Source organism: Serratia sp. TSO36, assembly GCF_057808395.1.
Genome location: NZ_JBJZOU010000010.1, coordinates 209,038 through 234,302, shown reverse-complemented (window position 1 = coordinate 234,302; position 25,265 = coordinate 209,038). Strand labels below are relative to the sequence as shown.

23 protein-coding genes are annotated in these 25,265 nt (G+C 61.5%); 11 read left to right on the top strand and 12 right to left on the bottom strand.

What is annotated here, in order from left to right; translation table 11 throughout:
- Positions 1-131: 131 nt before the first annotated feature.
- The 6 genes from gsiD to ACK3CV_RS08165 all read right to left on the bottom strand — a co-directional run bounded on the left by gsiD (position 132) and on the right by ACK3CV_RS08165 (position 7,326).
- Positions 132-1,040 (bottom strand): glutathione ABC transporter permease GsiD, encoded by a 909-nt coding sequence (gene gsiD, locus ACK3CV_RS08190; RefSeq protein ID WP_019454428.1) that lies wholly within the window; start codon positions 1,038-1,040, stop codon positions 132-134.
- 9 nt (positions 1,041-1,049) lie between these two features.
- Complete coding sequence (gene gsiC, locus ACK3CV_RS08185; RefSeq protein ID WP_033637716.1) at positions 1,050-1,970, bottom strand: glutathione ABC transporter permease GsiC; 921 nt, start codon at positions 1,968-1,970, stop codon at positions 1,050-1,052.
- A gap of 52 nt (positions 1,971-2,022) precedes the next feature.
- Complete coding sequence (gsiB, locus tag ACK3CV_RS08180) at positions 2,023-3,558, bottom strand: glutathione ABC transporter substrate-binding protein GsiB (RefSeq protein WP_164037270.1); 1,536 nt, start codon at positions 3,556-3,558, stop codon at positions 2,023-2,025.
- Between the two features lie 23 nt (positions 3,559-3,581).
- Positions 3,582-5,456, bottom strand: a complete 1,875-nt coding sequence (locus ACK3CV_RS08175) for a dipeptide ABC transporter ATP-binding protein (protein WP_164037271.1) — start codon at positions 5,454-5,456, stop codon at positions 3,582-3,584.
- 19 nt (positions 5,457-5,475) lie between these two features.
- Entirely contained in the window at positions 5,476-6,432 is a 957-nt protein-coding gene (locus ACK3CV_RS08170) for an isoaspartyl peptidase/L-asparaginase family protein (RefSeq protein ID WP_164037274.1), read from the bottom strand.
- Positions 6,433-6,789: 357 nt separating this feature from the next.
- Positions 6,790-7,326 (bottom strand): DUF924 family protein, encoded by a 537-nt coding sequence (locus tag ACK3CV_RS08165; protein ID WP_164037487.1) that lies wholly within the window; start codon positions 7,324-7,326, stop codon positions 6,790-6,792.
- A gap of 157 nt (positions 7,327-7,483) precedes the next feature.
- Here ACK3CV_RS08165 and moeA point away from each other — a divergent pair, with 157 nt between their 5' ends.
- Entirely contained in the window at positions 7,484-8,722 is a 1,239-nt protein-coding gene (gene moeA / locus ACK3CV_RS08160; RefSeq protein ID WP_164140728.1) for a molybdopterin molybdotransferase MoeA, read from the top strand.
- 2 nt (positions 8,723-8,724) lie between these two features.
- Positions 8,725-9,480 carry a molybdopterin-synthase adenylyltransferase MoeB gene (moeB, locus tag ACK3CV_RS08155; protein WP_164140726.1) on the top strand — a complete coding sequence of 252 codons (756 nt, stop codon included), beginning with the start codon at positions 8,725-8,727 and terminating at the stop codon, positions 9,478-9,480.
- A 51-nt stretch (positions 9,481-9,531) separates the two neighbouring features.
- On the opposite strand, the gene ACK3CV_RS08150 is transcribed toward moeB, so the two are convergent.
- On the bottom strand, positions 9,532-11,124 hold the full coding sequence (locus ACK3CV_RS08150) for an ABC-F family ATPase (protein WP_033637709.1): 1,593 nt from the start codon (positions 11,122-11,124) through the stop codon (positions 9,532-9,534).
- A 677-nt stretch (positions 11,125-11,801) separates the two neighbouring features.
- On the opposite strand from ACK3CV_RS08150, the gene ACK3CV_RS08145 reads away from it, so the two are divergent.
- Positions 11,802-13,106 (top strand): MFS transporter, encoded by a 1,305-nt coding sequence (locus ACK3CV_RS08145; protein WP_164037282.1) that lies wholly within the window; start codon positions 11,802-11,804, stop codon positions 13,104-13,106.
- Positions 13,107-13,128: 22 nt separating this feature from the next.
- Here the strand turns inward: ACK3CV_RS08145 and cynR are convergent, their stop codons facing one another.
- Positions 13,129-14,028, bottom strand: a complete 900-nt coding sequence (gene cynR / locus ACK3CV_RS08140) for a transcriptional regulator CynR (protein WP_164037285.1) — start codon at positions 14,026-14,028, stop codon at positions 13,129-13,131.
- Between the two features lie 114 nt (positions 14,029-14,142).
- On the opposite strand from cynR, the gene ACK3CV_RS08135 reads away from it, so the two are divergent.
- Both ACK3CV_RS08135 and cynS read left to right on the top strand, forming a co-directional pair.
- Positions 14,143-14,796, top strand: a complete 654-nt coding sequence (locus ACK3CV_RS08135) for a carbonic anhydrase (protein WP_164037288.1) — start codon at positions 14,143-14,145, stop codon at positions 14,794-14,796.
- A gap of 19 nt (positions 14,797-14,815) precedes the next feature.
- Entirely contained in the window at positions 14,816-15,286 is a 471-nt protein-coding gene (cynS, locus tag ACK3CV_RS08130; RefSeq protein ID WP_033637703.1) for a cyanase, read from the top strand.
- A gap of 118 nt (positions 15,287-15,404) precedes the next feature.
- Here the strand turns inward: cynS and ACK3CV_RS08125 are convergent, their stop codons facing one another.
- Together ACK3CV_RS08125 and ACK3CV_RS08120 are read right to left on the bottom strand one after the other, a co-directional pair.
- The gene (locus tag ACK3CV_RS08125; protein ID WP_164037290.1) at positions 15,405-15,902 is read right to left on the bottom strand and encodes a P-loop nucleotide/nucleoside kinase family protein; all 498 of its coding nucleotides are present in this window, start codon (positions 15,900-15,902) and stop codon (positions 15,405-15,407) included.
- A gap of 168 nt (positions 15,903-16,070) precedes the next feature.
- Positions 16,071-16,967, bottom strand: coding sequence for a LysR family transcriptional regulator (locus ACK3CV_RS08120; protein WP_033637701.1), 897 nt, complete (start codon positions 16,965-16,967; stop codon positions 16,071-16,073).
- 132 nt (positions 16,968-17,099) lie between these two features.
- On the opposite strand from ACK3CV_RS08120, the gene ACK3CV_RS08115 reads away from it, so the two are divergent.
- Positions 17,100-17,834, top strand: a complete 735-nt coding sequence (locus tag ACK3CV_RS08115; RefSeq protein ID WP_164037293.1) for an isochorismatase family protein — start codon at positions 17,100-17,102, stop codon at positions 17,832-17,834.
- A gap of 31 nt (positions 17,835-17,865) precedes the next feature.
- On the opposite strand, the gene ACK3CV_RS08110 is transcribed toward ACK3CV_RS08115, so the two are convergent.
- Positions 17,866-18,213: an antibiotic biosynthesis monooxygenase family protein gene (locus tag ACK3CV_RS08110; protein ID WP_033637697.1), complete on the bottom strand. Its 348-nt coding sequence runs from the start codon at positions 18,211-18,213 to the stop codon at positions 17,866-17,868.
- Between the two features lie 175 nt (positions 18,214-18,388).
- Between ACK3CV_RS08110 and ACK3CV_RS08105 the strand changes: the two genes are divergently transcribed.
- From ACK3CV_RS08105 to ACK3CV_RS08085, 5 genes are all read left to right on the top strand, one after another.
- Entirely contained in the window at positions 18,389-19,072 is a 684-nt protein-coding gene (locus ACK3CV_RS08105) for an ArsR/SmtB family transcription factor (protein WP_033637696.1), read from the top strand.
- Positions 19,073-19,146: 74 nt separating this feature from the next.
- Positions 19,147-19,854, top strand: a complete 708-nt coding sequence (locus tag ACK3CV_RS08100; RefSeq protein ID WP_039566863.1) for a glutathione S-transferase N-terminal domain-containing protein — start codon at positions 19,147-19,149, stop codon at positions 19,852-19,854.
- 131 nt (positions 19,855-19,985) lie between these two features.
- A complete protein-coding gene (gene phoA, locus ACK3CV_RS08095; RefSeq protein WP_033653376.1) occupies positions 19,986-21,413 on the top strand; it encodes an alkaline phosphatase in 1,428 nt (475 codons plus the stop codon).
- Between the two features lie 461 nt (positions 21,414-21,874).
- Positions 21,875-23,455: a malate:quinone oxidoreductase gene (locus ACK3CV_RS08090; protein WP_033637693.1), complete on the top strand. Its 1,581-nt coding sequence runs from the start codon at positions 21,875-21,877 to the stop codon at positions 23,453-23,455.
- A 206-nt stretch (positions 23,456-23,661) separates the two neighbouring features.
- Entirely contained in the window at positions 23,662-24,114 is a 453-nt protein-coding gene (locus tag ACK3CV_RS08085; RefSeq protein ID WP_033637692.1) for a helix-turn-helix domain-containing protein, read from the top strand.
- 74 nt (positions 24,115-24,188) lie between these two features.
- Here ACK3CV_RS08085 and ACK3CV_RS08080 read toward each other — a convergent pair whose 3' ends face one another.
- Entirely contained in the window at positions 24,189-25,256 is a 1,068-nt protein-coding gene (locus ACK3CV_RS08080) for a fimbrial protein (RefSeq protein ID WP_033647471.1), read from the bottom strand.
- Positions 25,257-25,265: the final 9 nt, after the last annotated feature.

Below are 25,265 nucleotides of genomic sequence, written 5' to 3'. Positions count from 1 at the left end.
GGTTATTAAAGCGCCCGGATTTCTTCAAAAGCCATCATTGCCATATCCATTCCTCATCCCTGTAATATACACAGGTCAAATTTTCACCAACTTTACTCGTAAAACAGGGGTATGCCAATTTAGCGATGCCATCATCCCTTCAGCTTAGGATCCAGCGCGTCGCGCAGTCCGTCGCCCAACAGGTTGAAGGCCAGCACGGTGATGAATATCGCCAGGCTGGGGAAGATCGCCACGTGCGGCGCGATCACCATATCGGCGCGCGCTTCGTTGAGCATCGCCCCCCACTCCGGCGTCGGCGGCTGGGCGCCCAGGCCCAGAAACGACAGGCTGGCGGCGGTGATGATCGAGGTGCCGATGCGCAGGGTGAAATAGACCACAATCGAAGACAGGGTGCCCGGCAGAATGTGCCGCAGGATGATGGTCCAGTCCGAGGCGCCGATGCTGCGCGCCGATTCGATATAGGTCAGGTGCTTCAGCACCAGCGTGTTGCCGCGCACCAGGCGGGCGAAGGCCGGAATGCTGAAGATCGCCACCGCGACGATCACGTTGGCCATGCCGCTGCCCATGATCGCCACCACGCCGATCGCCAGCAGAATACCGGGAAACGCGAACAGCACATCGCAGACGCGCATGGTGAGGCGATCCCACCAGCCCTCATAGTAGCCGGCCAGCAACCCCAGCAGGGTGCCGATCGCCCCGCCCGCCAGCACCGAGAACACCCCGGCCGCCAGCGAAATGCGCGTGCCCATCAGGATGCGGCTGAAGATATCGCGCCCGAGAGAATCCACGCCCAGCCAGTGCATCAGCGAAGGCCCCTCGTTCAGCCGATCGTAATCGAAATAGTTTTCCGCATCGAACGGTGCCAGATAAGGCGCCAGCAGCGCCGCCGCAATCAGCAGCAGCACCAACAGACCGGCGACCAGCGCCGCCCGCTGGCGGCGAAAACGCCGCCAAAACTCGCCCCACGGCGTGCGTACCGCATTGGGGTCGATAAGCGGCATCGCCTTCAGTGCGGCGTTGCGCCGCCAATGCTTAATCATGCCGCGTCCTCATTGATAACGAATCGCCGGGTTGATCGCCGCGTACAGCATATCCACCAGCAGGTTGATCAGGATGAATTCCAGCGAGAACAGCAGCACCTCGGCCTGGATCACCGGGTAATCGCGCATCTCCACCGAGTCCACCAGCAACCGCCCCAACCCCGGCCAGTTGAACACCTTCTCCACCACGATCGAACCGCCGAGCAGGAAGCCGAACTGCAGCCCCATCATGGTCACCACCGGGATCATCGCGTTGCGCAGGCCGTGTTTCATCACCACCACGCTTTCCCGCACGCCCTTGGCGCGCGCGGTGCGCATGTAGTCTTCCTGCAGCACCTCGACAAACGAAGCGCGGGTGAAACGCGCCATCACCGCTGCCACCGCCGCCCCCAGGGTGATCGAAGGCAGAATGTAGTGTCGCCAGCTGTCGGCGCCCACCGTCGGTAGCCACCCCAGTTCGACCGAGAACACCTGCATCAGCAGCATGCCGAGCGCAAAGGCCGGGAACGAGATCCCCGACACCGCCAGCGTCATGCCGAGGCGATCCGGCCAGCGGTTGCGCCACACCGCCGACACCACGCCGATCGCCAAGCCGAACGCCACCGCCCACAGCATGCTGGTGACGGTCAGCCAGAAGGTCGGCATAAAGCGCGAGGCGATCTCTTCGCTCACCGGGCGCTTGGACACCATCGAGATGCCGAAGTCGCCCCGCAGCGCGTTGACGAAGAAGTGTGCGAACTGCTGCGGCAGCGGCTGATCCAGCCCCAAATCCTTGCGCACCAGCTGCACCACCGCCTCGTCGGCCTCCGGCCCCGCCGCCAGCCGCGCCGGATCGCCCGGCAGCAGGTGGACGAACAGGAACACCAGCACCGCCACGATCAGCAGCGTCGGGATCAGGCCCAGCAGTCGTTTCAGAAAATAATTGAGCATCTCATTCCTTCCCCCGCCCACCGCCGCTTGGCCGCAGGCAGGGATGGGCGCCTTATTTCAGATCGGCGTTATCAAAGTTGAACGAGGTATCCGGCATCACGTAGAAACCGCTCAGCTGTTTGCTGTTGGCCGACAGCAAACGTTCTGTCGCCAAGAAGATCCAGGGCGCGTCGGCCCAGATGCGATCCTGCGCGTCCTGATACAGCTTCTGCTTCTCGGCGCGATCGGTGGTCGCCAGCGCGTCGGTCAGATCCTTGTCCACCTGCGGGTTGCTGTAGAACGCGGTGTTGAACTGCTTCGGCGGCGCCGCCTGGGTGGAGAACAGCGGCGACAGCGCCCAGTCCGCTTCCCCGGTCGAGGCCGACCAGCCGGTGTAGAACATCCGCACGCCGGTGTCCTTCACCCCGACGCTCTCCACCTGCGCCGCGCGCTGCCCGGCATCCATCGCCGTCACCGTCACTTTCACCCCCACCTGCGCCAGCTGCTGCTGGGTGAACTGCAGCACCTTCTGCGCGGTGCTGTGGTTGTGGGAAGACCACAGCGTGGTGGTGAAGCCGTTCGGGTAGCCGGCCTCTTTCAGCAGCTCGCGCGCCTTGGCCGGATCGTACGGCCACGGCTTATAGCGGGCGGCGAAGTCAATGGCCGGCGGCACCGGGCCCTCCGCCGGCACCGCGTAGCCGGCGAACGCCACTTTGATCAGCGCGTCCTTGTTGATGGCGTAGTTCAGCGCCTGGCGCACCTTCGGATTGTCGAACGGCTTCTGAGTGACGTTCATGCTGATGTAACGCTGCAGGATCGACGGGGCGGCCACCACGTCCAGCTTGGCGTTGCCTTCCAGCACCTTGGCCTGCTCGTAGGGGATCGGGAAGGCGAAGGTCGCCTCGCCGGTTTGCAGCATCGCCGCGCGGGTGTTGTTATCCACCACCGGGCGCCAGGTGATGCTGTCGAGCTTCGGCAGCCCCGGCTGCCAGTAGCCGTCGAACTTCTTCACCTTGACGAAATCAGTCTGGTTCCAGGTCACGAACTGATACGGCCCGGTGCCGACCGGGTGGAAACCGATCTCCTTGCCGTATTGCTTCAGCGCCGCCGGCGAGATGATCGCCGCCGCCGGGTGCGCCAGGTTGTTGACGAACGCCGAGAACGGCGCTTTCAGCACGATCTTCACCGTATTGGCGTCCACCGCCTCGGTTTTGTCGATCATCTTGAACAGGTTGTAGCGCTTGAGGTGGCTGTCCGGGTTGCTGGCGCGATCGAGGTTTACCTTCACCGCCTCGGCGTTGAACGCGGTGCCGTCGTGGAATTTAATCCCCTGGCGCAGTTTGACGGTGTAGGTCAGGCCGTCTTTGCTGACCTCATAGCTGTCCGCCAGCACGTTCACCAGCTTCATGTCCTTGTCGAAGCCGAACAGCCCCTGATAGAAAGACTTGGCCACCGCCTGCGACAGCGTATCGTTGGCGTCGTAAGGATCGAGGGTGGTGAAGTTGGAGGCCACGGCGATCACCGCGTCCTTCGCCGCCCAGACCGGGCCGGTTCCCGCCGCCAGCAGTACGGCGGCCAACAGCGCATTGCGTTTGAATGTGTGCTTCATGTCGCTTGTCTCTCCTGAGGTCTTTAAAAAGCACCGGCGATCGGGTGGCGGGCGACAAAGTGCCCGGCGCCAACCTGCACCAGCGGTGCGGTAACGGGTTCATCGCCCAGCGCGCGCACCGGGCTGGGGATCTCATCGGCCGGCAGCGGCTGCCGTTTGTGGGCGTGGGCGGGATCGGCCACCGGCACCGCCGCCATCAGTTTGCGGGTGTAGGGGTGCTGCGGGTTGTCGAACACCGCCTGCCGTGGGCCGATCTCGACGATCTGCCCGAGGTACATCACCGCCACCCGGTGGCTGATGCGCTCCACCACCGCCATGTCGTGTGAAATAAACAGAAAAGCGATGCCGAACTCGCGCTGCAGGTCGAGCAGCAGATTGACGATCTGCGCCTGAATCGACACGTCCAGCGCCGACACCGCCTCGTCGGCGATCACCACTTTCGGGTTCAGCGCCAGCGCGCGCGCGATGCAGATGCGCTGGCGCTGGCCGCCGGAAAATTCGTGCGGGTAGCGGCGCGCATGCTCCGGCAGCAGGCCGACGCGCTCCAGCAGCCAGGCCACCCGTTGCTCCGCCTCGCGCCCGCGCATCACGTTATGCACCAGCAGCGGCTCCATGATGGAAAAACCGACCGTCAGGCGCGGATCAAGCGAGGCGTAGGGATCCTGAAAGATGAACTGAATATCGCGCCGCAGGTGCTGCAGCGCCGGCCCCTTCAACTGATCTATCCGCCGCCCGGCGAAGGTGATGGTGCCGCTCTGGCTGCCCACCAGCTTCAGCAAAGAGCGCCCGGTGGTGGACTTGCCGCAGCCGGACTCGCCCACCAGCCCCAGCGTCTCGCCGGGGTAAAGATCGAAACTGACGTTTTCCACCGCGTGCACCCGGCGAGTGACCCGATTGAACAACCCGCCGCGCAGATCAAAACGCGTGACCAGATGCTCCACCTGCAGGATCGGCGCGGCGCCTGGCGGCACGGTATCCTGCGGCGCCGTATCCCCCTCGCAGCCCGGCAGCGGAAACTTCGCCGGCAGCGGCCGATCGGCCATCGCCCCCAGCTTCGGCACCGCCGCCAACAGCGCCCGGGTATAGGCCTGCTGCGGCGCGGCAAACAGCTCGCGCACCCGATTCTGTTCCACCTGCTCGCCGCGGCGCATCACCAGCACCCGGTCGGCTATCTCCGCCACCACGCCCATGTCGTGAGTGATGAAGATCACCCCCATCTGCATCTCCCGTTGCAGCACGCGGATCAGCTGCAGGATCTGCGCCTGAATGGTGACGTCGAGGGCGGTGGTGGGCTCATCGGCGATCAGCAGCGCCGGCTTGCAGGAGAGCGCCATGGCGATCATCACCCGCTGGCGCATGCCGCCGGAAAGCTGGTGCGGGTAGCGCCCCAGCACCTCTTTGGCCTCCGGAATACGCACCAGATCGAGCATGCGCAGCGCCTCCTGGCGCGCGCTGCGGCGATCCATGCCCTGATGCAGGCGCAGCGATTCGGCGATCTGCTCGCCGACCGGAAATACCGGGTTGAGCGAGGTCATCGGCTCCTGGAAGATCATCGCCATGTCTGCGCCGCGCACCGTGCGCAGCGTGCTCTGCGAGGCCTGCGCCAGATCGAGCAGCGCGCCGTCGCGCCGGCGCAGCGTCATGGCGCCGCCGACGATGCGCCCGCCGCCCTGCTCCACCAACCGCATCACCCCCAGCGAAGTGACCGATTTGCCGGAGCCGGACTCACCGACGATCGCCAGCGTCTCACCGCGATCGAGATCGAACGACAGGTTGCGCACCGCTTCCACGGCGCCGTCCGGTTGAGGAAAGCTGATGCTCAGATCGCGCACCGTCAGCACTCGCTGCGGCGGCAATGACAACCCGTTGGCGGCGGGTCGAAGTAAAACGTCGGTCATGCACCCTCCCGGTGAACGCTTAGCGGTAAATCCCGACGGACGGCGCATCGCCGACATAGCCAAAACCGCGATACATCCCCTCGCAGTTGAACGGCAGCGCGATATTGCCGTGGCGATCGACGGCGATCATGCCGCCGCTGCCACCGAGGGCCGGCAGCTTCTCCATCACCACCCGATCGCTGGCCGCCTGCAGGCTCAGATCGCCGTATTCGATCAGGGCGGAGACGTCATAGGCCGCCACGCCGCGCATGAAGATTTCGCCGGTGCCGGTGCTGGAAACCGCCACGGTGGCGTTGTTGGCATAGCAGCCGGCGCCGATAATCGGCGTGTCGCCTACCCGCCCGGCCTGCTTGTTGGTCATGCCGCCGGTCGAAGTGGCGGCGGCGAGGTTGCCCAGCGCATCCAGCGCCACCGCGCCGACGGTGCCGAATTTGCGATCGGGATCGAGCGGATCGCCGGCCTGCGCCGCGCCGTCGTGATCGAGCAATACCCGGCCCTGCTCCGCCTGGGCGCGGTGCAGCTGATCGAAACGTTCCTGGGTAAAGAAGAAGTCAGGGGTAACCATTTCCAGGCCGTGGGCGGCGGCAAACTTCTCGGCGCCTTCGGCGGCAAACAGCACGTGTTCGCTGTTTTCCAGCACCGCGCGCGCCGCCAGCACCGGGTTGCGGATGCGGCTGACGCCGGCGACGGCGCCGGCATCGCAGGTGCGGCCGTCCATCACGCAGGCGTCCAGTTCGTGAGTGCCCTGATGGGTAAACACCGAGCCTTTGCCGGCGTTGAACAGCGAGCACTCTTCGAGCAGCCGCACCGCTTCGGTCACCGCGTCCAGCGCGCTGCCGCCCTGGGCCAGTATCGCCTGCCCGGCGGCCACGATCTCGGACAGCGCCTGAATATACTGCCGTTCTTTTTCCGCACTCAGCGCCGCCCGGGTAATTGCGCCCGCGCCGCCATGAATGGCAATCACTGGTTTGCTCATTTGCCTGACACCCTGTGTTAATCCCGCCGTTACGCAGCGAATAAGCTGAGCGCGGTATCATTATTATTCAGTCTTTTTCGACTCTATTTAGTCCTACAGTGGAAGTACAGCATAACGTCCACGTTCCGCTTTTAGCGTAGTCCGCTTAGACCGTTTCGCACCTTGAAATAGCTTATTGGAATAAAAACAGCAGGTTATAAAAAGCCGTAAACCGCCGATCGTACGGCCGAGATTATTGGTAATTCCGAGTGCGGAAATAGCGGCATGGCGTAAGGAAATAAACGTTCGCGCTGAATAACGCTTATTGCGGCGCCCGGCCTGCTGTTTTTTCCCCGGCCGAGCGCAGATGATCCGAGATTAAAAACCCGATCCGGGCTGCTGCAAAAAAGTCTCCTCTTCCGGCGTGCTGGTGCGGCCCAATATCGCATTGCGATGCGGGTAGCGGCCGAAACGATCGATGATCGCCTTGTGCCGAAGCTCGAACTCCAGCTGGTCGCCGTTATTGAGCTCGGTGTACAGCACCAGCGCCTGCTGGTGGATCAGCGGCGATTCCGAATGCATGAACGGCAGATAAAGGAAACCGCGCTGCTCGCGGCTCAGCCGTTGGCACTCGCCGCTGCGGATCGCCTCCTGCGCCAGGATCAGCGCCATGCCGTCGCAGGCGAACGACTGCGGCGTGCCGCGGAACAGGTTGCGGCTGAACTGATCGAGCACGATCACCTCCGCCAGGCGCCCTTCGATGGTGTCGCGCCAGTGCGCCAACTCCCCCGCCGCCGCCGCGCGCCAGATTTCGCCGAAACGGCTGTGCAGCAGACGATCGAAATCGTCGTCCTTTTTGAACCACATGATCGGTTCGATCTCGTCGAACCAGAAGTCGATAACCTGTTTATGCATCATGATTCTCCTCTGTTTTACGCAGTTTATACCCGATCGCCCCAGCACCGCAGTGCGAAAGATGGCGGGCATAACCCGTTCTCCCCCCCGGCGTTCTCTGCCATAATACCCGCACTTTGTCGCTATTTTAGCGCACCCTGATTACGGAGTTCCCTTTATGGATCATTGCCATACTTCCGATCTCATTTCCCTGGAGCAAGCGCTGGAAAAAATGCTCGGGCAGGTCGCCCCGCTGCAGCAAACCGAATCCGTTGCCCTGACCGCCGCCGCCGGCCGCATCACCGCCGCGCCGGTGGTCTCGCCGCTCGACGTGCCGCCGTTCGCCAACTCGGCGATGGACGGCTATGCGGTGCGCCTCGCCGATCTGGCGGCCAATGCGCCGCTGCCGGTCGCCGGGAAAGCCTTCGCCGGTGCGCCGTTCGACGGCCAATGGCCGGCCAACAGCTGCGTGCGCATCATGACCGGCGCGCCGATCCCGGCCGGGGCGGACGCGGTAGTGATGCAGGAGCAGGCCGAGGTGAGCGACCAGGGCGTGCGTTTTTCCGCGCCGGTTGAAGCCGGGCAGAATATCCGTCTGGCGGGTGAAGACATTCGCCGGGGCGCGAGCGTGTTGCCGGCCGGGGTGAAGCTGGGCGCCGCACAGCTGCCGCTGCTGGCTTCGCTTGGCGTCGCCGAGGTGCAGGTGATGCGTAAGCTGAAGGTGGCGGTGTTCTCCACCGGCGACGAACTGCAGCCGGTCGGCCAGCCGCTGCAGGCGGGCCAAATCTACGACACCAACCGCTTCGCGGTGCGCCTGATGCTGGAGCAGATGGGCTGTGAAGTGCTCGATCTCGGCATTATCCGCGACGATCGCGATGCGCTGCGCGACGCTTTCGAACGGGCAGACAGCCAGGCCGACGTGGTCATCAGCAGCGGCGGCGTTTCGGTCGGCGAAGCCGACTACACCAAACAAATGCTCGACGAACTGGGCCAGGTCAGCTTCTGGAAGCTGGCGATCAAACCCGGCAAACCCTTCGCCTTCGGCAAACTGGGCCACGCCTGGTTCTGCGGCCTGCCGGGCAACCCGGTTTCCGCCGCCCTGACCTTCTACCAACTGGTGCAACCGCTGCTGGCGAAGCTGGCCGGCCACAGCGACTGGCGCCTGCCGCCGCGCCTGCGCGCGCGCGTGCTGACCCCGCTGAAGAAATCGCCGGGCCGCCTCGATTTTCAGCGCGGCGTGTTCAGCAGCAACGCCGCGGGCGAACTGGAGGTCAGCACTACCGGCCACCAGGGCTCGCACGTCTTCAGCTCCTACAGCCAGGGCAACTGTTTCATCGTGCTGGAGCGCGAACGCGGTTCGGTGGCGGTAGGCGAAACGGTGGAGATCGAGCCGTTCAACGCCCTGCTGAGGAGCTGAGCATGCTGCCGGAATTGACCGACGCCGAAGCGCTGCGCTACAACCGCCAGATCGTGCTGCGCGGCTTTGACTTCGACGGCCAGGAGAAGCTGAAGGCTGCCCGCGTGCTGATCGCCGGGCTGGGCGGGCTGGGCTGCGCCGCCGCGCCATATCTGGCAGCGGCCGGCGTCGGCCATCTGGTGCTGGTGGATTTCGACACCGTCTCGCTCTCCAACCTGCAGCGCCAGATCCTGCACCGCGACGATCGCATCGGCCAGAGCAAGGTCGCCTCCGCCAGGCAGGAACTGAACGCCATCAACCCGCATATTCGCATCGACGCGATCGACGGCCGTTTGGAAGATGACACGGTCGCGGCAGAGATCGCCGCCTGCGATCTGGTGCTGGACTGCACCGACAACGTGGCGGCGCGCGACGCCCTGAACCGCCTGTGCCACGCGCAGCAGAGGCCGCTGGTTTCCGGTGCGGCGATCCGCATGGAAGGCCAGCTCAGCGTGTTCACCTATCAGCCGGACGAACCCTGCTACCGCTGCCTGAGCCGGCTGTTCGGCGACAGCGCCCTCACCTGCGTCGAAGCGGGCGTGATGGCGCCGCTGGTCGGCACTATCGGCACCCTGCAGGCGATGGAGGCCATCAAGCTGCTGGCCGACTATGGTCAGCCGCTGCGCGGCAAGCTGTTGATGTTCGATGCGATGAGCATGCAGTTCCGCGAGATGAAACTGCCGAAGGATCCGCACTGCGCGGTGTGCGGCAGGAAATGACGCATAAAAAAAGGGCGGGATAATTCCCGCCCTGATGCGTTGCCGCGAGGGTTAGACGATGCCCTGGCTGCGCAGATAGTCTTCGTAGTTGCCGGTAAAGTCGATCACCTTGTTCGGGGTGATTTCCAGAATGCGCGTCGCCAGCGAGCTGACGAACTCACGGTCGTGGGAGACGAAGATCAGCGTGCCTTCGTACATCTCCAACGCCATATTCAGCGATTCGATGGATTCCATATCCAGGTGGTTGGTCGGTTCGTCCATTACCAGAATATTCGGGCGCTGCATCATCAGCTTGCCGAACAACATGCGGCCCTTCTCACCGCCGGACAGCACCTTCACTTTCTTCTTGATGTCGTCCTGGCTGAACAGTAAACGACCCAGCACGCTGCGCACCGCCTGCTCGTCGTCTTTTTCCTGCTTCCACTGGCTCATCCAGTCGAACACGGTCAGGGTATCGTCAAACTCGTATTCGTGATCCTGCGCGTAGTAACCGATACGGGCGTTTTCCGACCACTTCACGGTGCCGCTGTCCGGCTGCGCATCGCCCACCAGCGTTTTCAGCAGGGTGGTTTTACCGATGCCGTTGGCGCCCAGCACCGCAACCTTCTCACCCACTTCCACCATCAGGTTCAGCTTGCTGAACAGCGGGCCGTTGTCGAAGCCCTTGGTGAGCGCTTCCACTTCCAGCGCGTTACGGAACAGCTTCTTGTCCTGATCGAAACGGATGAACGGGTTCTGGCGGCTGGAGGCCTTCACTTCTTCCAGCTGGATCTTGTCGATCTGGCGGGCGCGCGAGGTGGCCTGCTTGGATTTGGAGGCGTTGGCGCTGAAACGGCTGACGAACGATTGCAGCTCGTTGATCTGCGCCTTCTTCTTGGCGTTGTCGGCCAGCAGACGTTCACGCGCCTGGGTGGCGGCGGTCATGTATTCGTCGTAGTTGCCCGGATAAACGCGCAGTTCGCCGTAGTCCAGATCCGCCATGTGGGTGCAGACCATGTTCAGGAAGTGACGGTCGTGCGAGATGATGATCATGGTGCTGTTGCGTTCGTTCAGCACCTGCTCCAGCCAGCGAATGGTATCGATGTCCAGGTTGTTGGTCGGTTCGTCGAGCAGCAGGATTTCCGGATCGGAGAACAGCGCCTGCGCCAGCAACACGCGCAGCTTCCAGCCCGGCGCGATTTCGCTCATCGGGCCATAGTGCTGTTCCACCGGAATGCCGACGCCAAGCAGCAGTTCGCCGGCGCGCGCTTCGGCGGTGTAACCGTCCATCTCGCCGTAGGCGACTTCCAGATCGGCCACTTTATAACCGTCTTCTTCGCTCATCTCCGCCATCGCGTAGATGCGGTCGCGCTCTTCCTTCACCGCCCACAGCTCGGTGTGGCCCATGATCACGGTGTCCAGCACGCTGTACTGTTCGAAGGCGAACTGATCCTGACGCAGTTTACCCAGGCGCTCGTTCGGATCGAGGAACACGTTGCCGCCGGTCGGCGCCAAATCGCCGCCGAGGATTTTCATAAAGGTGGACTTGCCGCAGCCGTTGGCGCCGATCAGGCCATAACGGTTGCCGCCGCCGAATTTAACAGAGATGTTTTCAAACAACGGCTTGCTGCCGAACTGCATGGTGATGTTGTTGGTGCTTAACACAGCGCTCGCTCTTTATACATAGGGAATGTGATTTGGCGCGCATTATGCCACAACGGGGTTAAGAGATCGCGGGAAGTTTTGGTGACATTTTGAGCGGTGACGACGGATGAGTCATAGCTGGGTTGAATAATACCGATAAAATTCACGGCGAGATTTCACGCAGCAAGCCGTACAATATTTGAAACCAATTCGCCAAATATATTAATTAAACTTAAAAATGACATTTATTCTCCCCAGAACCGCCCCAGGCACGAATAAATCGTATCTGTTCATCTTATGAAAATCATTAATACAGCCAACACGTCTCTATTTAATTCTAGTTTTTTCCGACTATCGCCACACATTCTGCTATACGCGACATTTTGTGACCGCCTTCTTAAATACCAAGGTTTTTTAGAGGATTAATGCGTTACAGCTCACTAAACCGACATGGCACATTCGTTCAGATAACAGGAAAAACCAAATAAAAACAATTAAATACAGTAAGATGTAAAAATCAAACCACCGTTATCGCGCTAACTACTCTCATATTGCATATGCTTGTACATACAAGTATATGTAAACGTGACGTTGCCGTTTTGTTGGCGTTTCGGGGCTCGGTTATCGCCGCCCCGGATAACGCCCCCCCGGCCAGAAAATAATAACAACACACCGTCCACCTATCGCGAGAGACAACGATGAACACTGCTGAAAACGCATTGCCCAAAAGCCAAACGGCGGAGAAGGGCGCGGTAAATTACAAAGTCATTGTCGGCGCCAGCCTGGGCAACGGCCTGGAGATTTTCGACTTCACCGTATACAGCTTCTTTGCCGCCATTATCGGCAAACTCTATTTTCCCAGCGACAGCGCCTACGGCTCCTTGTTGATGTCGGTGGCGGTGTTCGGCGTCGGCTTTATCATGCGCCCGCTGGGCAGCATGGTGCTGGGTGCCTATGCCGATCGGGTCGGCCGCAAGGCCGCCATGCTGATGACCATCGTGCTGATGGGCGTCGGCACCGCGCTGATCGCCTTCGCGCCCACCCATGCGCAAATCGGCGTTCTGGCGCCGGTGCTGATCGTGGTTGGCCGCCTGATTCAGGGGTTTGCCGCCGGCGGTGAAGTGGGCTCAGCGACTACGCTTCTGCTGGAGTCCGCCGGGGCCAATCAGCGCGGCTTTTTCGTCAGTTGGCAGGCGATCAGCCAGGGCGTCAGCGCCCTGCTCGGCGCCTCTTGCGGGCTGGCGCTCACCTATTTTCTGCCGGAGCAGGCGCTGTATGCCTGGGGCTGGCGCGTGCCGTTCATCATCGGTTTGTTGATCATTCCCGTCGGCATCTATATTCGCAAACATCTGGAAGAGACCTACAGTGGAGAGGCGCCGGCTCACGCGCGGTCGCCGCTGAATCCGGTATGGGATCTGGTGAGTAATCATGCCAAAGATCTGTTGCTGGGCGTATTGATCATCATGTCCGGCACCGTGATGGTCTACGTGGTGCTGCTGTATATGCCGACCTACATGATGCAGACCTATCACATCGCCGGCCCGACCGCCTACCTGTTCAGCTGTATCGCCTCTGTGGTACAGATCATCGCGGTCTATTGCGCTGGCCGTTACGTCGATCGGGTGCAGAACTACAAAAGGCCGCTGCTGTTCTCCATTTTTGCGGCGTTGATCCTGATTTACCCGACCTTCTGGTTCCTCAGCGCCACGCAAACCCTGTGGCTGGCGATCGTTTTCCGCATCCTGCTGATCGGCGCGCTGGGGATCAACATGCTGGCCAGCACTATGCTGATCGTCTCGGCGCTGCCGCGCCACGTGCGCGCCACCGGCACCTCGATGATCTACGCCTTCGGCGTGACGCTGTTCGGCGGCTCGGCGCAGCTGATCGTTACCTGGTTGCTGGATGTCAGCGGCAACCCGCTGGCGCCGGCGTGGTACGTCACCGGCATGCTGACCGTCAGCCTGATCGCCACTCTGCTGTTCCGGGAGCGTCATAAAGAATAGCGCCTGCTGCCGGGCCGTGCGGCTATCGGCTGCCCGGCACCGGCGTAATGCCCTGTTCCTGCAAGAGGGCAATAAACGCCTGCGCGGCGGCGCTGCGGTAAGCGCCTTTGCGCTGCAGCCATACCGCCTGCCGCACCGGCATGGCGTTGGCCAAAGCCACTTTTTTCAACTGCCGGTTCTCGCGCGCAATGGCGGCCGGCAACAGCGTGGCGAGCTGCCCGCGCCGCACGATCTCGACGATGGCGCCCAGCGCATTGGCCTCCACCGCCACCTGCGGCCGGAAACCCAGCTGCGTGCAGTAGCGATCGATAAACTGACGCGTGGCGAAGTCGCCGCTCAGCAAGGCCAGCGGCAGATGTTGCCACTCCGCCAGCGTCAGCGGCCGGCGATGAGACGCCAAGGGATGATCGGTGCCGACCATCAGCTCCAGCGTCTCGCTGAACAACGGCGCCGCTTCCACCTCCGCCGACTGCGCCATCTCGAAGGCAATGCCCAGATCCAGCCTATCCTGCGCCAGCAGCGCCTCCATTCGCTCTTGCGCCATCTCTTCAATGCTCAGCGTAATCCCCGGATAGCGGCGGTAGAAGGCATCGATCGCCGGCCCCACCAGATAGGCGGTGAACGTGGGGGTCATCGCCAGCCGCAAATGGCCGCGCGCCAGCGTCGCCACGTCATGGATCGCCCGCGCGCCGGCATCCAGATCCTGCAGCGCCAGCCGCGCATAGCGCATCCACGCCTCACCGGCGTCGGTCAGGCGCACGGCTCTGCCGCTGCGATCGAACAGCGGCGCTCCCAATGTGTCTTCCAGCTGCTTGATCTGTTGCGACAGCGTCGGTTGCGACACGTGCAGCGCTTCGGCGGCGCGGGTGAAGTTGCCCTGTTCGGCAACGGCCAGAAAATAACGGATGTGTCGCAGCAGCATAACGCCCCAGCTATTAGTAAAACCTATAGCTGGCATTATAAATGGGTCTTAGACCCTATAGCCAGAAGCGTTCATCATGCCGCCATCGCATAACGACACCCAATGGAGAAACGGATGAAAGAGGTGATTGAAGGCTTCCTGAAGTTCCAGCGCGAAGCCTTTGTTGAACGCACGGCGCTGTTTCAGCAGTTGGCGACCCGCCAAAACCCGCGCACCCTGTTTATCTCATGTTCCGACAGCCGTCTGGTGCCGGAGCTGGTCACCCAGCGCGAGCCGGGCGATCTGTTCGTGATCCGCAATGCCGGCAACATCGTGCCTTCTTTCGGCCCCGAACCCGGCGGGGTTACCGCCTCGGTCGAGTACGCCGTCGCCGCGCTGGGCGTGGAAGATATCGTGATCTGCGGCCATTCCGACTGCGGCGCAATGACCGCCATCGCCACCTGCCAGTGTCTGGATCACCTGCCCACTGTCGCTGGCTGGCTGCGTTACGCCGATTCAGCGAAGGCGGTCAATCAGGCTTATCCGCACGCCTCGGACAAGGCGCGGGTCGCATCGATGGTGCGCGAAAACGTCATCGCCCAGCTCAACAACATCAAAACGCACCCTTCCGTCGCCCTGGCGCTGGATCAGGGACGCCTGACGCTGCACGGTTGGGTCTATGACATCGCCAGCGGCGCTATCGACGCGCTGGACGGCGAAACCCGCCGCTTCGTGCCGCTCGCCACCTATCCCGAGGTGACCGCCACCCCGGCGCTCGCCCGTTTTTAAGCCAACAAAAGGAGCTAACATGACACACTCTCTGCACAACGCCGCCCCGCGCGCAGCGCTCACCGACACCATCATGGCCGCCAAGATCCGCCATAACCTGACTTTCGACGCGCTGGCGGAGGGCACCGGACTCAGCCTGGCGTTCGTCACCGCCGCGCTGCTGGGGCAGCATGCGCTGCCGGAACAAGCGGCACGCACCGTGGCGGCCAAGCTCGGGCTGGACGAAGAGGCGGTACAGCTGCTGCAAACCATCCCGCTACGCGGCAGCATTCCCGGCGGCGTGCCGACCGATCCGACCATTTATCGCTTCTATGAAATGCTGCAGGTTTACGGTTCCACGCTGAAAGCACTGGTGCACGAGCAGTTCGGCGACGGCATCATCAGCGCCATCAACTTCAAGCTGGATATCAAGAAGGTCGCCGATCCGGAAGGCGGCGAACGCGCGGTGATCACCCTGGACGGCAAATACCTGCCGACCAAGCCTTTCTAATCTACTTCTGCGCCATCGCCTTCCAGGCCGCGCTGCCGTGCGCGGAAGTCGCCTTCCACAACGCGTTTAACGCCGAAGCCTAGCCCTGTTGTTGCCGGCGCCGTCATGGCGCCGGTTTTCAGTCCTGTTCGCCATAACGCAAGACTGTCATTCCTTCCTCTTCCGCCGGGGGAACAAAGTACTGCGCCAGGCGCTCAAACTCCGCTTCGCTCAGTGTAAACGGGTGCTCGCCGCGCGCGTTTCTCAGCGTTATCCGGCTCAGGCATTGCGCATGGCTGACGTCGAGAAAATGCAGACAGTGCGCAACGCCGGCCTCCTCCGCCAACGCTTTGGCCCAGCGCCGCCTGTCCGGCGTATTCATCGGGAAATCGAGCGCCACGGACCAGCCGCCGCGCAGCAGCTGAACGAGGTGCCCGCCCAGCGCCCGCCGCAACCGGTCGGAACAGCGCGCATAGTCTTGCAGGCTGGTCATCTCCTGCTCATACAGCGTCGCCAGCCACGCATCTTCGACCAGCAACAGCGTTTGCGGTTGCTGCGCCAAACGCTGCGCCAGCGTCGATTTGCCTGCGCCGGCCTTGCCACATATCAGGTGTAAAACTGCAGGGTAGGTTTTCATGACGTTCTCCGGTCGTTGCCGGAAGGGGATAAAAAAACCCGCCTGCCGGCGGGTTTTTATTGGCGACACACGCGCTATCCCACCCTTTGGAGAAGGGTGATAATAATTTGCGCGAATGGGCGGTAGGATTTTTTCATAGCTAATGAATATGACAACCGTGCGCCGTTGTCAATTCGCCGTCATCAATCCCTGTTCTCGCACAAATTCGGTGAATAAACTCACTTTCTGCTGCACATGCCGGCGCGTCGGGTAAACCGCGAAAACCTGATGCACGTCGGCAATCTGTTCAGGGAACAGCCGCACCAGCCTGCCGGCGGCGATTTCGGGATCCGCCACGAACGACGGCAGCGAACCGATGCCCAGTCCCGCCACCAGCATATCCCGCAGCATCAGGCTGTTGTTGGCGATCAACCGGGGAGTGAACGTCACGCTCAGGCTCTCCTCGCCGGCGGTGAACTGCCACTGCCCCGGCCTTTCCGCCAGGGAATAGGCCAGACAGCTGTGTCGCTGCAATTCATTCGGCGTTTGCGGCACGCCGTGCTGCGCCAAATAGCCGGGCGCGGCGCAAATTCGCTGGTGCACTTCACCCAGCGCCCGGGCGCTGAGGGAAGAATCCGGCAGCCGTCGGCGAATGCGCAAGGAAATATCGAAACCGGCCGCCACCACGTCCAATACCCTGTCGTCCAACGTCAGCTCCACCTGCAGCTGCGGGTAACGTTGCATAAACGGCGGCAGCAGTGGCGACAACACCGTCAGGCCGAACGAAAGCGGCGCATTGACCCGCAGCGTGCCGGAGACCTGCTGCGCGCTGGCGGCAACCGTCTGCTCCAGCGCGTCGAACTCGCCGAGCAACCGACAGGCTTCCTGGTAATAGAGCTGCCCGGCTTCGGTCAGGCTCATGCTACGGGTAGTGCGCACCAGCAACAGCGTCCCCAACCGATTTTCCAACTGCTTAATCTGCTTGCTCAACGCCGCCGGCGTGATCGCCAGATCCTCCGCCGCCTTATAAAAACTGTTGCGCTCAACCACGCGACGAAAGGCGCGCATCGTCAGTAGCACGTCCATATTATGTCCTTATGGTTAATTATAAATTCAATAAAACACAGATTATTAACTTCAACAACCTCAGTAGACTTCATTCAACCGCCTCCCTGAGTGAGAGGTGAATTTAATCTACTGATAATCATGGAGTTAATAATGAAAAAGACCCTGTTCGCCCTGCTGCTCGGCCTGAGCGCCGCCGCCGCCGCCCCCGTCGCCGCGCTGGCGCAATCCCCTACCGCCGACAGCCGCCAGGCGGGTTATGTGCAACCGCTGACCGCCGAGAACAGCCTGTTGCTGTTGGTCGATCTGCAGGACATGTTCGGCATGACCATTTCCTCTATCGATCAAACCAACCTGGTCAATAACGCCGCCGGCATCGCCAAGGCCGCCAAGGTGTTCAACGTGCCGACCATTCTGGCCTCGGCCAACGCCAAAAGCTTCGCCGGGCCGGTATTCCAGCAGGTGACGCAGGCACGCCCGGACCTGCAGGTATACGACCGCACCGCCATCAACGTCTGGCAGGATCGGCGCGTGGTGGATCTGATCAAACAATCCGGCCGCAAGAAAATCATCATCGGCGGGCTGTGGACCGCCAGCTGCGTGATGCTGCCGGCGCTGTCCGCCCTGGGCGAGGGTTATGAGGTTTATATCCTGTCGGACGTCACCGGCGACATTACGCCAGACAGCCAAAACAACGCCATGCAGCGTCTGGTACAGGCGGGCGCCACGCCCATCAACTGGGTGGCGTTGATGCTGGAATGGCAGCAGGACTGGAGCCGCAAAGCCACGGCGGGAGGCGTATTGCAGATCGCCCGCGACCACGGCGCCGCCTGGGGGATGGGCGCCAGCTACGCCGGGGCAATGAAGGTGGGCAGCGAAGCGAAATAACAGACGAAAGCCCGCCGCCGGCGGGCTTTTTTCAGGTGCGGTGATAGCAACGGCTATCCTGCGGCGCCTGGTCGCGACTCTCCAGCCCGTAGTCCCGCACCACCTCCGCCACCCGCAGCCGATAGTGCGCCAACACCTCGCCACGGCCGCGCGCCTGCGCCGCCCGGTGCTGCTCGAGATTGCGCCACTGCTGCACCGCCGCCTCGTCGCGCCAGAAGGAGAGCGACAGCAGGCGCGCAGGATCGGCCAGGCTTTGAAAGCGCTCGATGGAGATGAATCCGTCGATCTGCGCCAGCAGCGGCTTCAGCTCCGCCGCCAGCGCCAGATAGGTATCGCGCTGCCCGTCGGCGGCCTGCAGTTCAAAAATCACGGCGATCATTATCGTTTCCTCTCAACGGTAAAATTCAGGTACGCGCGCATTGTCGGAATGGCGCCACCGCACCGATTCCAGCGCCCGCTCATCAATATCCAGCGAACACAGACGCACAGCACCAGAATGCGACAGCCACAGGTTAGCAATGGACGCGCAGTCATACTTCGTCTAACCTCGAAGTATGCTTAACATCGACCTAGAAGATCGTTTGGCGGCGCTGAGCGCCGCCATCGCCGACCGCACCCGGGCGCGCATGCTGTGCCTGTTGATGGATGGGCGCGCCTACACCGCCACCGAGCTCAGCGCGGCGGTCGAGGTCGCCCCGTCCACCGCCAGCGCACATCTGGCGAAACTGCTGGAGCAGCGGCTGATCGCCTGCGTCAAACAGGGGCGCTACCGCTATTTTCGGCTGGCCGGGCAACCGGTGGCCGAAGCGCTAGAAGGCCTGATGGCGCTGGCGGGCGTGCCGCGCACGTCGGTGAAAAGCAGCACGCCCACCACGCTGCAATATGCCCGCACCTGCTACGACCATATGGCGGGCGAGGTGGCGGTGAAACTGCACGATCGGCTGCATGCGCTGAACTGGCTGAGCGGTGAGGAAGACTACCGGTTAAGCGACGCCGGTCAGGCCGCGCTGGCGCGGCTGGGCGTCGATTGCTCCCCCGCCCCCACCCGCCGCCGCTTCGCCTGCGGCTGCCTGGACTGGAGCGAACGCCGTTCTCACCTCGGCGGCGCGCTGGGCGCCGCGCTGTTGGCCGCGTTTATCCAACGCGGCTGGATCGTCCGCCGGCTCGACAGCCGCGAGTTGCAGCTGACCCCTGCCGGTAAAAAAGCGCTGGCCGCACATTTTGAACTCACGGTCTAACCCGGCGGCGGGGTAGTTTTACTGCAATACTCAAGGGGTACGCTTAGGCCACCCCGCCAACCCGAGGAGTTTCCATGCTCGATTCCACCCAATTCCCGATCGTCAAACGCTGGCCGGCTCAGCATCCTGAAAGGCTGCAGCTCTATTCCCTGCCGACGCCGAACGGCGTCAAAGTGTCCATCATGCTGGAAGAGATCGGCCTGCCCTATGAGGCGCACCTGATCGACATCGGCAACAACGAAACCTGGACGCCGGAATTCCTGGCGCTGAACCCGAACGGCAAGATCCCGGCGATCATCGATCCCGACGGCCCCGGCGGCCGGCCGCTGCCGCTGTTCGAATCCGGCGCCATTCTGCTCTACCTGGCGGAAAAGAGCGGCCGTTTCCTGCCGCAGGATCCGGCGCAGCGTTACGAAACCATTCAGTGGGTGTTCTTCCAGATGGCCGCCGTCGGCCCGATGTTCGGCCAGCTCGGTTTCTTCCACAAATTCGCCGGGCGCGAGTATGAAGATAAGCGGCCGCTGGAGCGCTACAAAAACGAATCGAAACGCCTGCTCGGCGTGCTGGAAACGCGCCTGGAAGGCCGCGACTGGATCATGGGCGCGGACTACACCATCGCCGATATCTCGCTGCTGGGCTGGGTGCGCAACCTGATCGGCTTCTATGAGGCGCGCGAACTGGTAGAGTTCGACAGTTTCCCCCGCGTCGCGCAGTGGCTGGAGCGCGGTCTGGCGCGGCCGGCGGTGCAGCGTGGGCTCACTATACCGGCGCGCGCGGCCTGATCGTCAAACGGGATGGCCGCCGGGCCGTCCCGCCTTCCGCTGTCATAAAATTGTCATCCCTCTGCTCTACTCTCCTTACGTAACAATTTGATGTTATTTACATTGTTGTATTACGACAAGGAGCTTGCCCCATGCAACCTGCTGTATCCCTGATCGCCGGCGCCGTGCTGTCCGCCCTGCTCTGTTCCTCCGCCATCGCGGCGGAAAACTCGGCCAATGCCGATGGCCTGACCGAGCGCGCCGCGCGCGGCACCCTCACCGAACCGGGCGGCGCCCGTCGTCTGGCCGGCGATCAGACCGCCGCGCTGAAGGCGTCGCTGTCGGACAAAACGGTGAAAAACGTGATCCTGCTGATTGGCGACGGCATGGGAGATTCCGAGATCACCGCCGCCCGCAACTATGCCGAGGGCGCAGGCGGTTACTTCAAGGGCATCGACGCCCTGCCGCTGACCGGGCAATACACCCACTACTCGCTGGACAAGAAAACCCACAAACCGGATTACGTGACCGACTCCGCCGCTTCCGCCACCGCCTGGGCCACCGGGGTGAAAACCTATAACGGCGCGCTCGGCGTGGACGTGAACGGCAAAGACCAGCCGACGCTGCTGGAGATCGCCAAGGCGGCCGGCAAGGCCACCGGCAACGTCTCCACCGCCGAACTGCAGGACGCCACGCCGGCGGCGCTGGTGTCGCACGTTACCTCGCGCAAATGCTACGGCCCGGAGGAAACCAGCGAGAAATGCGCCGCTAACGCGCTGGAAAACGGCGGCCGCGGTTCCATCACCGAGCAGTTGCTGAAAACCCGTGCCGACGTCACGCTGGGCGGCGGCGCGAAATCCTTCAACCAACTGGCGAAAAGCGGCGAATGGCAAGGAAAATCGCTGAAAGATCAAGCGGCGGCGCAAGGTTATCAGTGGGTGAGCAACGCGGATGAACTGCAGGCCGTTACCCTGGCCAATCAGCAAAAACCGCTGCTGGGCCTGTTCGCCGACGGCAACATGCCGGTGCGCTGGCTGGGGCCGAAAGCCAGCTATCACGGCAACCTCGACAAACCGGCGGTGACCTGCGAAAACAACCCGGCTCGCACCGCGGCCACGCCAACGCTGGCGGCGATGACCGAAAAAGCGATCGCGCTGCTGAAAGACAACCCGAACGGCTTCTTCCTGCAGGTAGAGGGCGCGTCGATCGATAAGCAGGATCACGCCGCCAACCCGTGCGGGCAGATTGGTGAGACCGTCGATCTGGACGAGGCGGTGCAAAAAGCGCTGGCCTTCGCCCGCGCCGACGGCAACACGCTGGTGATCGTCACCGCCGACCACGCGCACTCCAGCCAGATCGTCGCCGCCGACGCCAAAGCGCCGGGCCTGACCCAGACACTGACCACCAAAGACGGCGCGCCGATGACCCTCAGCTACGGCAACTCGGAAGAGGAATCGCAGGGGCACACCGGCACCCAGCTGCGCGTCGCGGCCTACGGCCCGCACGCCGCCAACGTGGTGGGGTTGACCGATCAGACCGATCTGTTCTTCACCATGCGCGATGCGATGGGCATCAAGTAACCGCCTTGTGAATCCTGGCCGCCCGCAACGGCGGCCGTTTATTATTGGTTACCGATGCGTATTTGCAATTTAACCGCAATTATTGTGTGATAACGAAATAACGTTTAATTACGCGACAATTAACCCCTGAAAATAACGCGGTTATATGGCCTTACTCCCCTCTCTGTTTATTCCTGCGACAGCAACCGGCCTATTTTTGCTTATATTCATTTTTTTTAGTTACAAAAGTAGTTTTTAACATTCTCGCAAACAATAATACCCCGCCAGTAACGTGAACCGATCAATTTGCATCCGGACGGCCTGCAATAGTTCACTTTTCGTTAAAAACCCTATTAACAAAAAGGCATTATCGCTGCCTATCGGCTCACGCCGGGCGGTCGGCTTCACTATTTTCCAGGGTAACTCCCGCTAAATTCTTTCACCTGCAATGAGTAGAATTTACACACAAGAGATTTAATTCAATGAGAAAATTACTCGTCCTGATTTTCAGTCTCAGCCTGTTTAGCGTTACGCAGCAGGCGGCGGCTGAAGAGAAGAATAAAACCGTCGACGTGGTGTTGATCGGCGGCGGCATCATGAGCGCCACCTTGGGCACCTATCTGCATGAGCTGGAGCCGACCTGGACCATCGACATGTACGAGCGCATGAACGGCGTGGCGGAAGAGAGCTCCAACGGCTGGAACAACGCCGGCACCGGCCACTCCGCCTTCAGCGAAATGAACTACACGCCGGAAAAAGCCGATGGCACCATCGACATCAGCAAGGCGGTGAAGGTCAATGAGTCTTTCGAAATCTCTCGCCAGTTCTGGTCTTATCAGGTGAAAAATAATGTCCTGAAAGATCCGAAATCCTTCATTAACAGCGTGCCGCACATGAGCTTCGTGTGGGGCGACGACAACGTCAACTTCCTGCGTAAACGCTACGCGGCGCTGCAGCACAGCACCCTGTTCCGCGGCATGGAATACTCCGAAGATCCTGCGCAAATCAAACAGTGGGCGCCGCTGGTGATGAACGGCCGCGATCCGGCGCAGAAAATCGCCGCGACCCGCATGCCGCTGGGTACCGACGTCAACTTCGGCGTGATCACCCATCAGCTGGTTGACGCGCTGAGCACCAGCGACAAGTTCAAGCTGAACCTGAGCCACGAAGTGCGCGACATCAAGCGCAACGCCGATCAGACCTGGAGCGTGACCGTTGCCGATCTGAACCGCGACGGTAAAGAAACCACCGTTAACGCCAAGTTCGTGTTCATCGGCGCAGGCGGCGCCTCCCTGACCCTGCTGCAGAAATCCGGCATCCCTGAAGCCGACGGCTACGGCGGCTTCCCGGTCGGCGGCCAGTTCCTGGTCACCACCAACCCGGCGATCGCCAACCAGCACCTGGCCAAAGTGTATGGCCTGGCCAGCGTAGGTTCGCCGCCGATGTCCGTGCCGCACCTGGATACCCGCATGCTGGACGGCAAGCGCGTGCTGCTGTTCGGGCCATTCGCCACCTTCTCCAGCAAGTTCCTGAAGAACGGTTCGCTGTTCGATCTGCTGCACTCGCTGAGCACCTCGAACCTGATGCCGATGACCCACGTCGGTCTGGATAACTTCGATCTGGTGAAATACCTGGTCGGCCAGCTGATGATGAACGACGACGATCGCTTCGCCGCGCTGAAAGAGTACTTCCCGGACGCCAAGCAGGAAGATTGGAAGCTGTGGACCGCAGGCCAGCGCGTGCAGATCATCAAGAAAGACGCGGATAAAGGCGGCGTGCTGCAGTTCGGCACCGAAGTCGTCAGCTCTGAAGACGGCAGCATCGCCGCTCTGCTGGGCGCGTCACCGGGCGCTTCCACCGCTGCGCCAATCATGCTGCACCTGATGGAAACCGTGTTCAAAGACAAAGTGGCGACGCCGGAATGGCAGAGCAAACTGAAAGAGATCATCCCTTCTTACGGCCACAAGCTGAACGGCGATATCGAGATGACCAACAAGATCCGCGGCTACACCAGCAGCGTGCTGGGTCTGAACTACATTGAAGTGAAACCGGAAACCAACTGATTTTCCACTCGTTTCCTGCTGGAAAGGCCGCTTTATGCGGCCTTTCTTTTATCCCCCTGCGATTCAAAGAGCATTTTTGGTCACCTTTTTCCCCCCGGTTTACCCTTGCGTAACGGCGCACTCGCGCCTATTATCAAAGTATATTCTTGGATAATTAAGCTAAGTCACTGTGACCTGAATGTCGTTTTTGCGGGAGAACTAAAACCATGGATCGCGTCAATATCATTCACGATTTACTAGACTGGATTGAAACTCATCTGGACCAGCCGCTGCTGCTGGATAACGTCGCCGCCAAGTCGGGCTACTCCAAATGGCACCTGCAGCGCATGTTCCGCAGCACCACCGGCCACGCGCTCGGCAGCTATATCCGCGAGCGGCGCCTGTCGCAGGCGGCGCAGGCGCTGCGCTCCACCCCGCGCCCGATCCTGGATATCGCCCTGCAATACCATTTCGATTCTCAGCCTTCGTTCTCACGCGCCTTCAAGAAACAGTTCGGCAAAACCCCGGCGGTGTATCGCCGCACCACCCGCTGGGACGTGGCGGAATGGCCGGCGCAGCCGGTGGAGGCTGAGCCACGCCACGATGCTCCTACGCTGCCCCGCTGGTACGCTGGCAAACCGCCGGAAGGCGTTTGCACCACCTGGATGGGGCTGCGCTGATAAACGCGGCATAACACGTAAAAAGGGTTCAGTTCATCGCGAACTGAACCCTTTTTAATTGAAGCGACACCGGATTATTTGAAGGTGACGTCAACGTTGGCGGTGGCGTTGAACACCCCGGTCTTCGGCGTATTGGTCAACCACTTCAGGTTCGCGATAAAGGTCTCTTTCACTTCGTTCTGCTTATCCTGCAGCACGCCGCCGAAATCCACGTTGGTTTGCAGTGGGATCGGCGTTTTGTTGGTGTCGCGTTGCTGAGTCAGGAAGATCGCCACGCCCGGTTTGGTGGTCGGTAGGATCTGCGTATTATCTGACGGATCGGCGTTGGTGCTGCTGAAACTGGCCTGCAGAGACTGGCCGGCACACTCGCCGCCGCTCAAGGTCGCCTTGATATCGAACGGCACCTGCTTGGCGATAGTGCCGGTTTTGGCGCTGGACGTCGTCAACACACCGAAATCGACGCTGGCACCGTTGTTGGCCAACACGGTGATCTGCGGATTGCACTGGATCACGCGGATCTTGTCCAAACCTTTGATATAGGCGTTAAAGTTGCTGTCTTTGGTGGCGTTAAGGCCCAACTCACCATCGATTTGGAACAGCGACGCGCGCGCCAACGGCGGGAAGTTACCCGCCGGCGGTTTCACCCCGGTGGCTTTGATATACACCGAATAAGTGGCGGTCACCGCCTGAGGATCGGCTTTCCTTCTATTACTGCCCGGTTTGGTACCCGGCCCCAAATCAGGGCCCGTCGGCCGGTTGGAACTTTGCTTCAGGTTGATCGCATCATAATCACGCCCGTTGATCGACACCCCAATCTCCAACGACTTATCCAGTGCGCCGAACGAGTTCTGCGGGTTCCAATAGATGTAAGCGTTCTCTCCACGCGGGTAGTTGTCGGTATCCCAGCAGGTAAAGGTGGAGGTAAAGTTCTGCGAACGCCAAATCAGGTTACCTTTAACAAAGTCGCTGGCAGCCAACACGATCGGGCGGCCGACGTCGATATCCTGCGTCACGCTGCCGGTTGGCCTGCTACTGCCGGTCGAGTTGCCGAAACGGCACTGCATCGCCGCCGCCTGTTGCGCCATCGCCAACCCCGCCAGCCCCACCACTGACAGAAGTGTGTTACGTGCTAATTTGCTCAAGTTCATGGT

What these genes read in the sequence shown, in the direction of transcription:
- ACK3CV_RS08100 (WP_039566863.1), top strand. Translation starts at nt 19,147, where the DNA reads ATGCTCGATTCCACCCAATTCCCGATCGTCAAACGCTGGCCGGCTCAG.
- gsiD (WP_019454428.1), bottom strand. Translation starts at nt 1,040, where the DNA reads ATGATTAAGCATTGGCGGCGCAACGCCGCACTGAAGGCGATGCCGCTT.
- cynR (WP_164037285.1), bottom strand. Translation starts at nt 14,028, where the DNA reads ATGCTGCTGCGACACATCCGTTATTTTCTGGCCGTTGCCGAACAGGGC.
- moeA (WP_164140728.1), top strand. Translation starts at nt 7,484, where the DNA reads ATGGATCATTGCCATACTTCCGATCTCATTTCCCTGGAGCAAGCGCTG.
- moeB (WP_164140726.1), top strand. Translation starts at nt 8,725, where the DNA reads ATGCTGCCGGAATTGACCGACGCCGAAGCGCTGCGCTACAACCGCCAG.
- ACK3CV_RS08120 (WP_033637701.1), bottom strand. Translation starts at nt 16,967, where the DNA reads ATGGACGTGCTACTGACGATGCGCGCCTTTCGTCGCGTGGTTGAGCGC.
- ACK3CV_RS08105 (WP_033637696.1), top strand. Translation starts at nt 18,389, where the DNA reads ATGCTTAACATCGACCTAGAAGATCGTTTGGCGGCGCTGAGCGCCGCC.
- ACK3CV_RS08145 (WP_164037282.1), top strand. Translation starts at nt 11,802, where the DNA reads ATGAACACTGCTGAAAACGCATTGCCCAAAAGCCAAACGGCGGAGAAG.
- ACK3CV_RS08090 (WP_033637693.1), top strand. Translation starts at nt 21,875, where the DNA reads ATGAGAAAATTACTCGTCCTGATTTTCAGTCTCAGCCTGTTTAGCGTT.
- ACK3CV_RS08110 (WP_033637697.1), bottom strand. Translation starts at nt 18,213, where the DNA reads ATGATCGCCGTGATTTTTGAACTGCAGGCCGCCGACGGGCAGCGCGAT.
- ACK3CV_RS08085 (WP_033637692.1), top strand. Translation starts at nt 23,662, where the DNA reads ATGGATCGCGTCAATATCATTCACGATTTACTAGACTGGATTGAAACT.
- phoA (WP_033653376.1), top strand. Translation starts at nt 19,986, where the DNA reads ATGCAACCTGCTGTATCCCTGATCGCCGGCGCCGTGCTGTCCGCCCTG.
- gsiB (WP_164037270.1), bottom strand. Translation starts at nt 3,558, where the DNA reads ATGAAGCACACATTCAAACGCAATGCGCTGTTGGCCGCCGTACTGCTG.
- ACK3CV_RS08170 (WP_164037274.1), bottom strand. Translation starts at nt 6,432, where the DNA reads ATGAGCAAACCAGTGATTGCCATTCATGGCGGCGCGGGCGCAATTACC.
- ACK3CV_RS08175 (WP_164037271.1), bottom strand. Translation starts at nt 5,456, where the DNA reads ATGACCGACGTTTTACTTCGACCCGCCGCCAACGGGTTGTCATTGCCG.
- ACK3CV_RS08125 (WP_164037290.1), bottom strand. Translation starts at nt 15,902, where the DNA reads ATGAAAACCTACCCTGCAGTTTTACACCTGATATGTGGCAAGGCCGGC.
- ACK3CV_RS08135 (WP_164037288.1), top strand. Translation starts at nt 14,143, where the DNA reads ATGAAAGAGGTGATTGAAGGCTTCCTGAAGTTCCAGCGCGAAGCCTTT.
- cynS (WP_033637703.1), top strand. Translation starts at nt 14,816, where the DNA reads ATGACACACTCTCTGCACAACGCCGCCCCGCGCGCAGCGCTCACCGAC.
- ACK3CV_RS08165 (WP_164037487.1), bottom strand. Translation starts at nt 7,326, where the DNA reads ATGCATAAACAGGTTATCGACTTCTGGTTCGACGAGATCGAACCGATC.
- ACK3CV_RS08115 (WP_164037293.1), top strand. Translation starts at nt 17,100, where the DNA reads ATGAAAAAGACCCTGTTCGCCCTGCTGCTCGGCCTGAGCGCCGCCGCC.
- gsiC (WP_033637716.1), bottom strand. Translation starts at nt 1,970, where the DNA reads ATGCTCAATTATTTTCTGAAACGACTGCTGGGCCTGATCCCGACGCTG.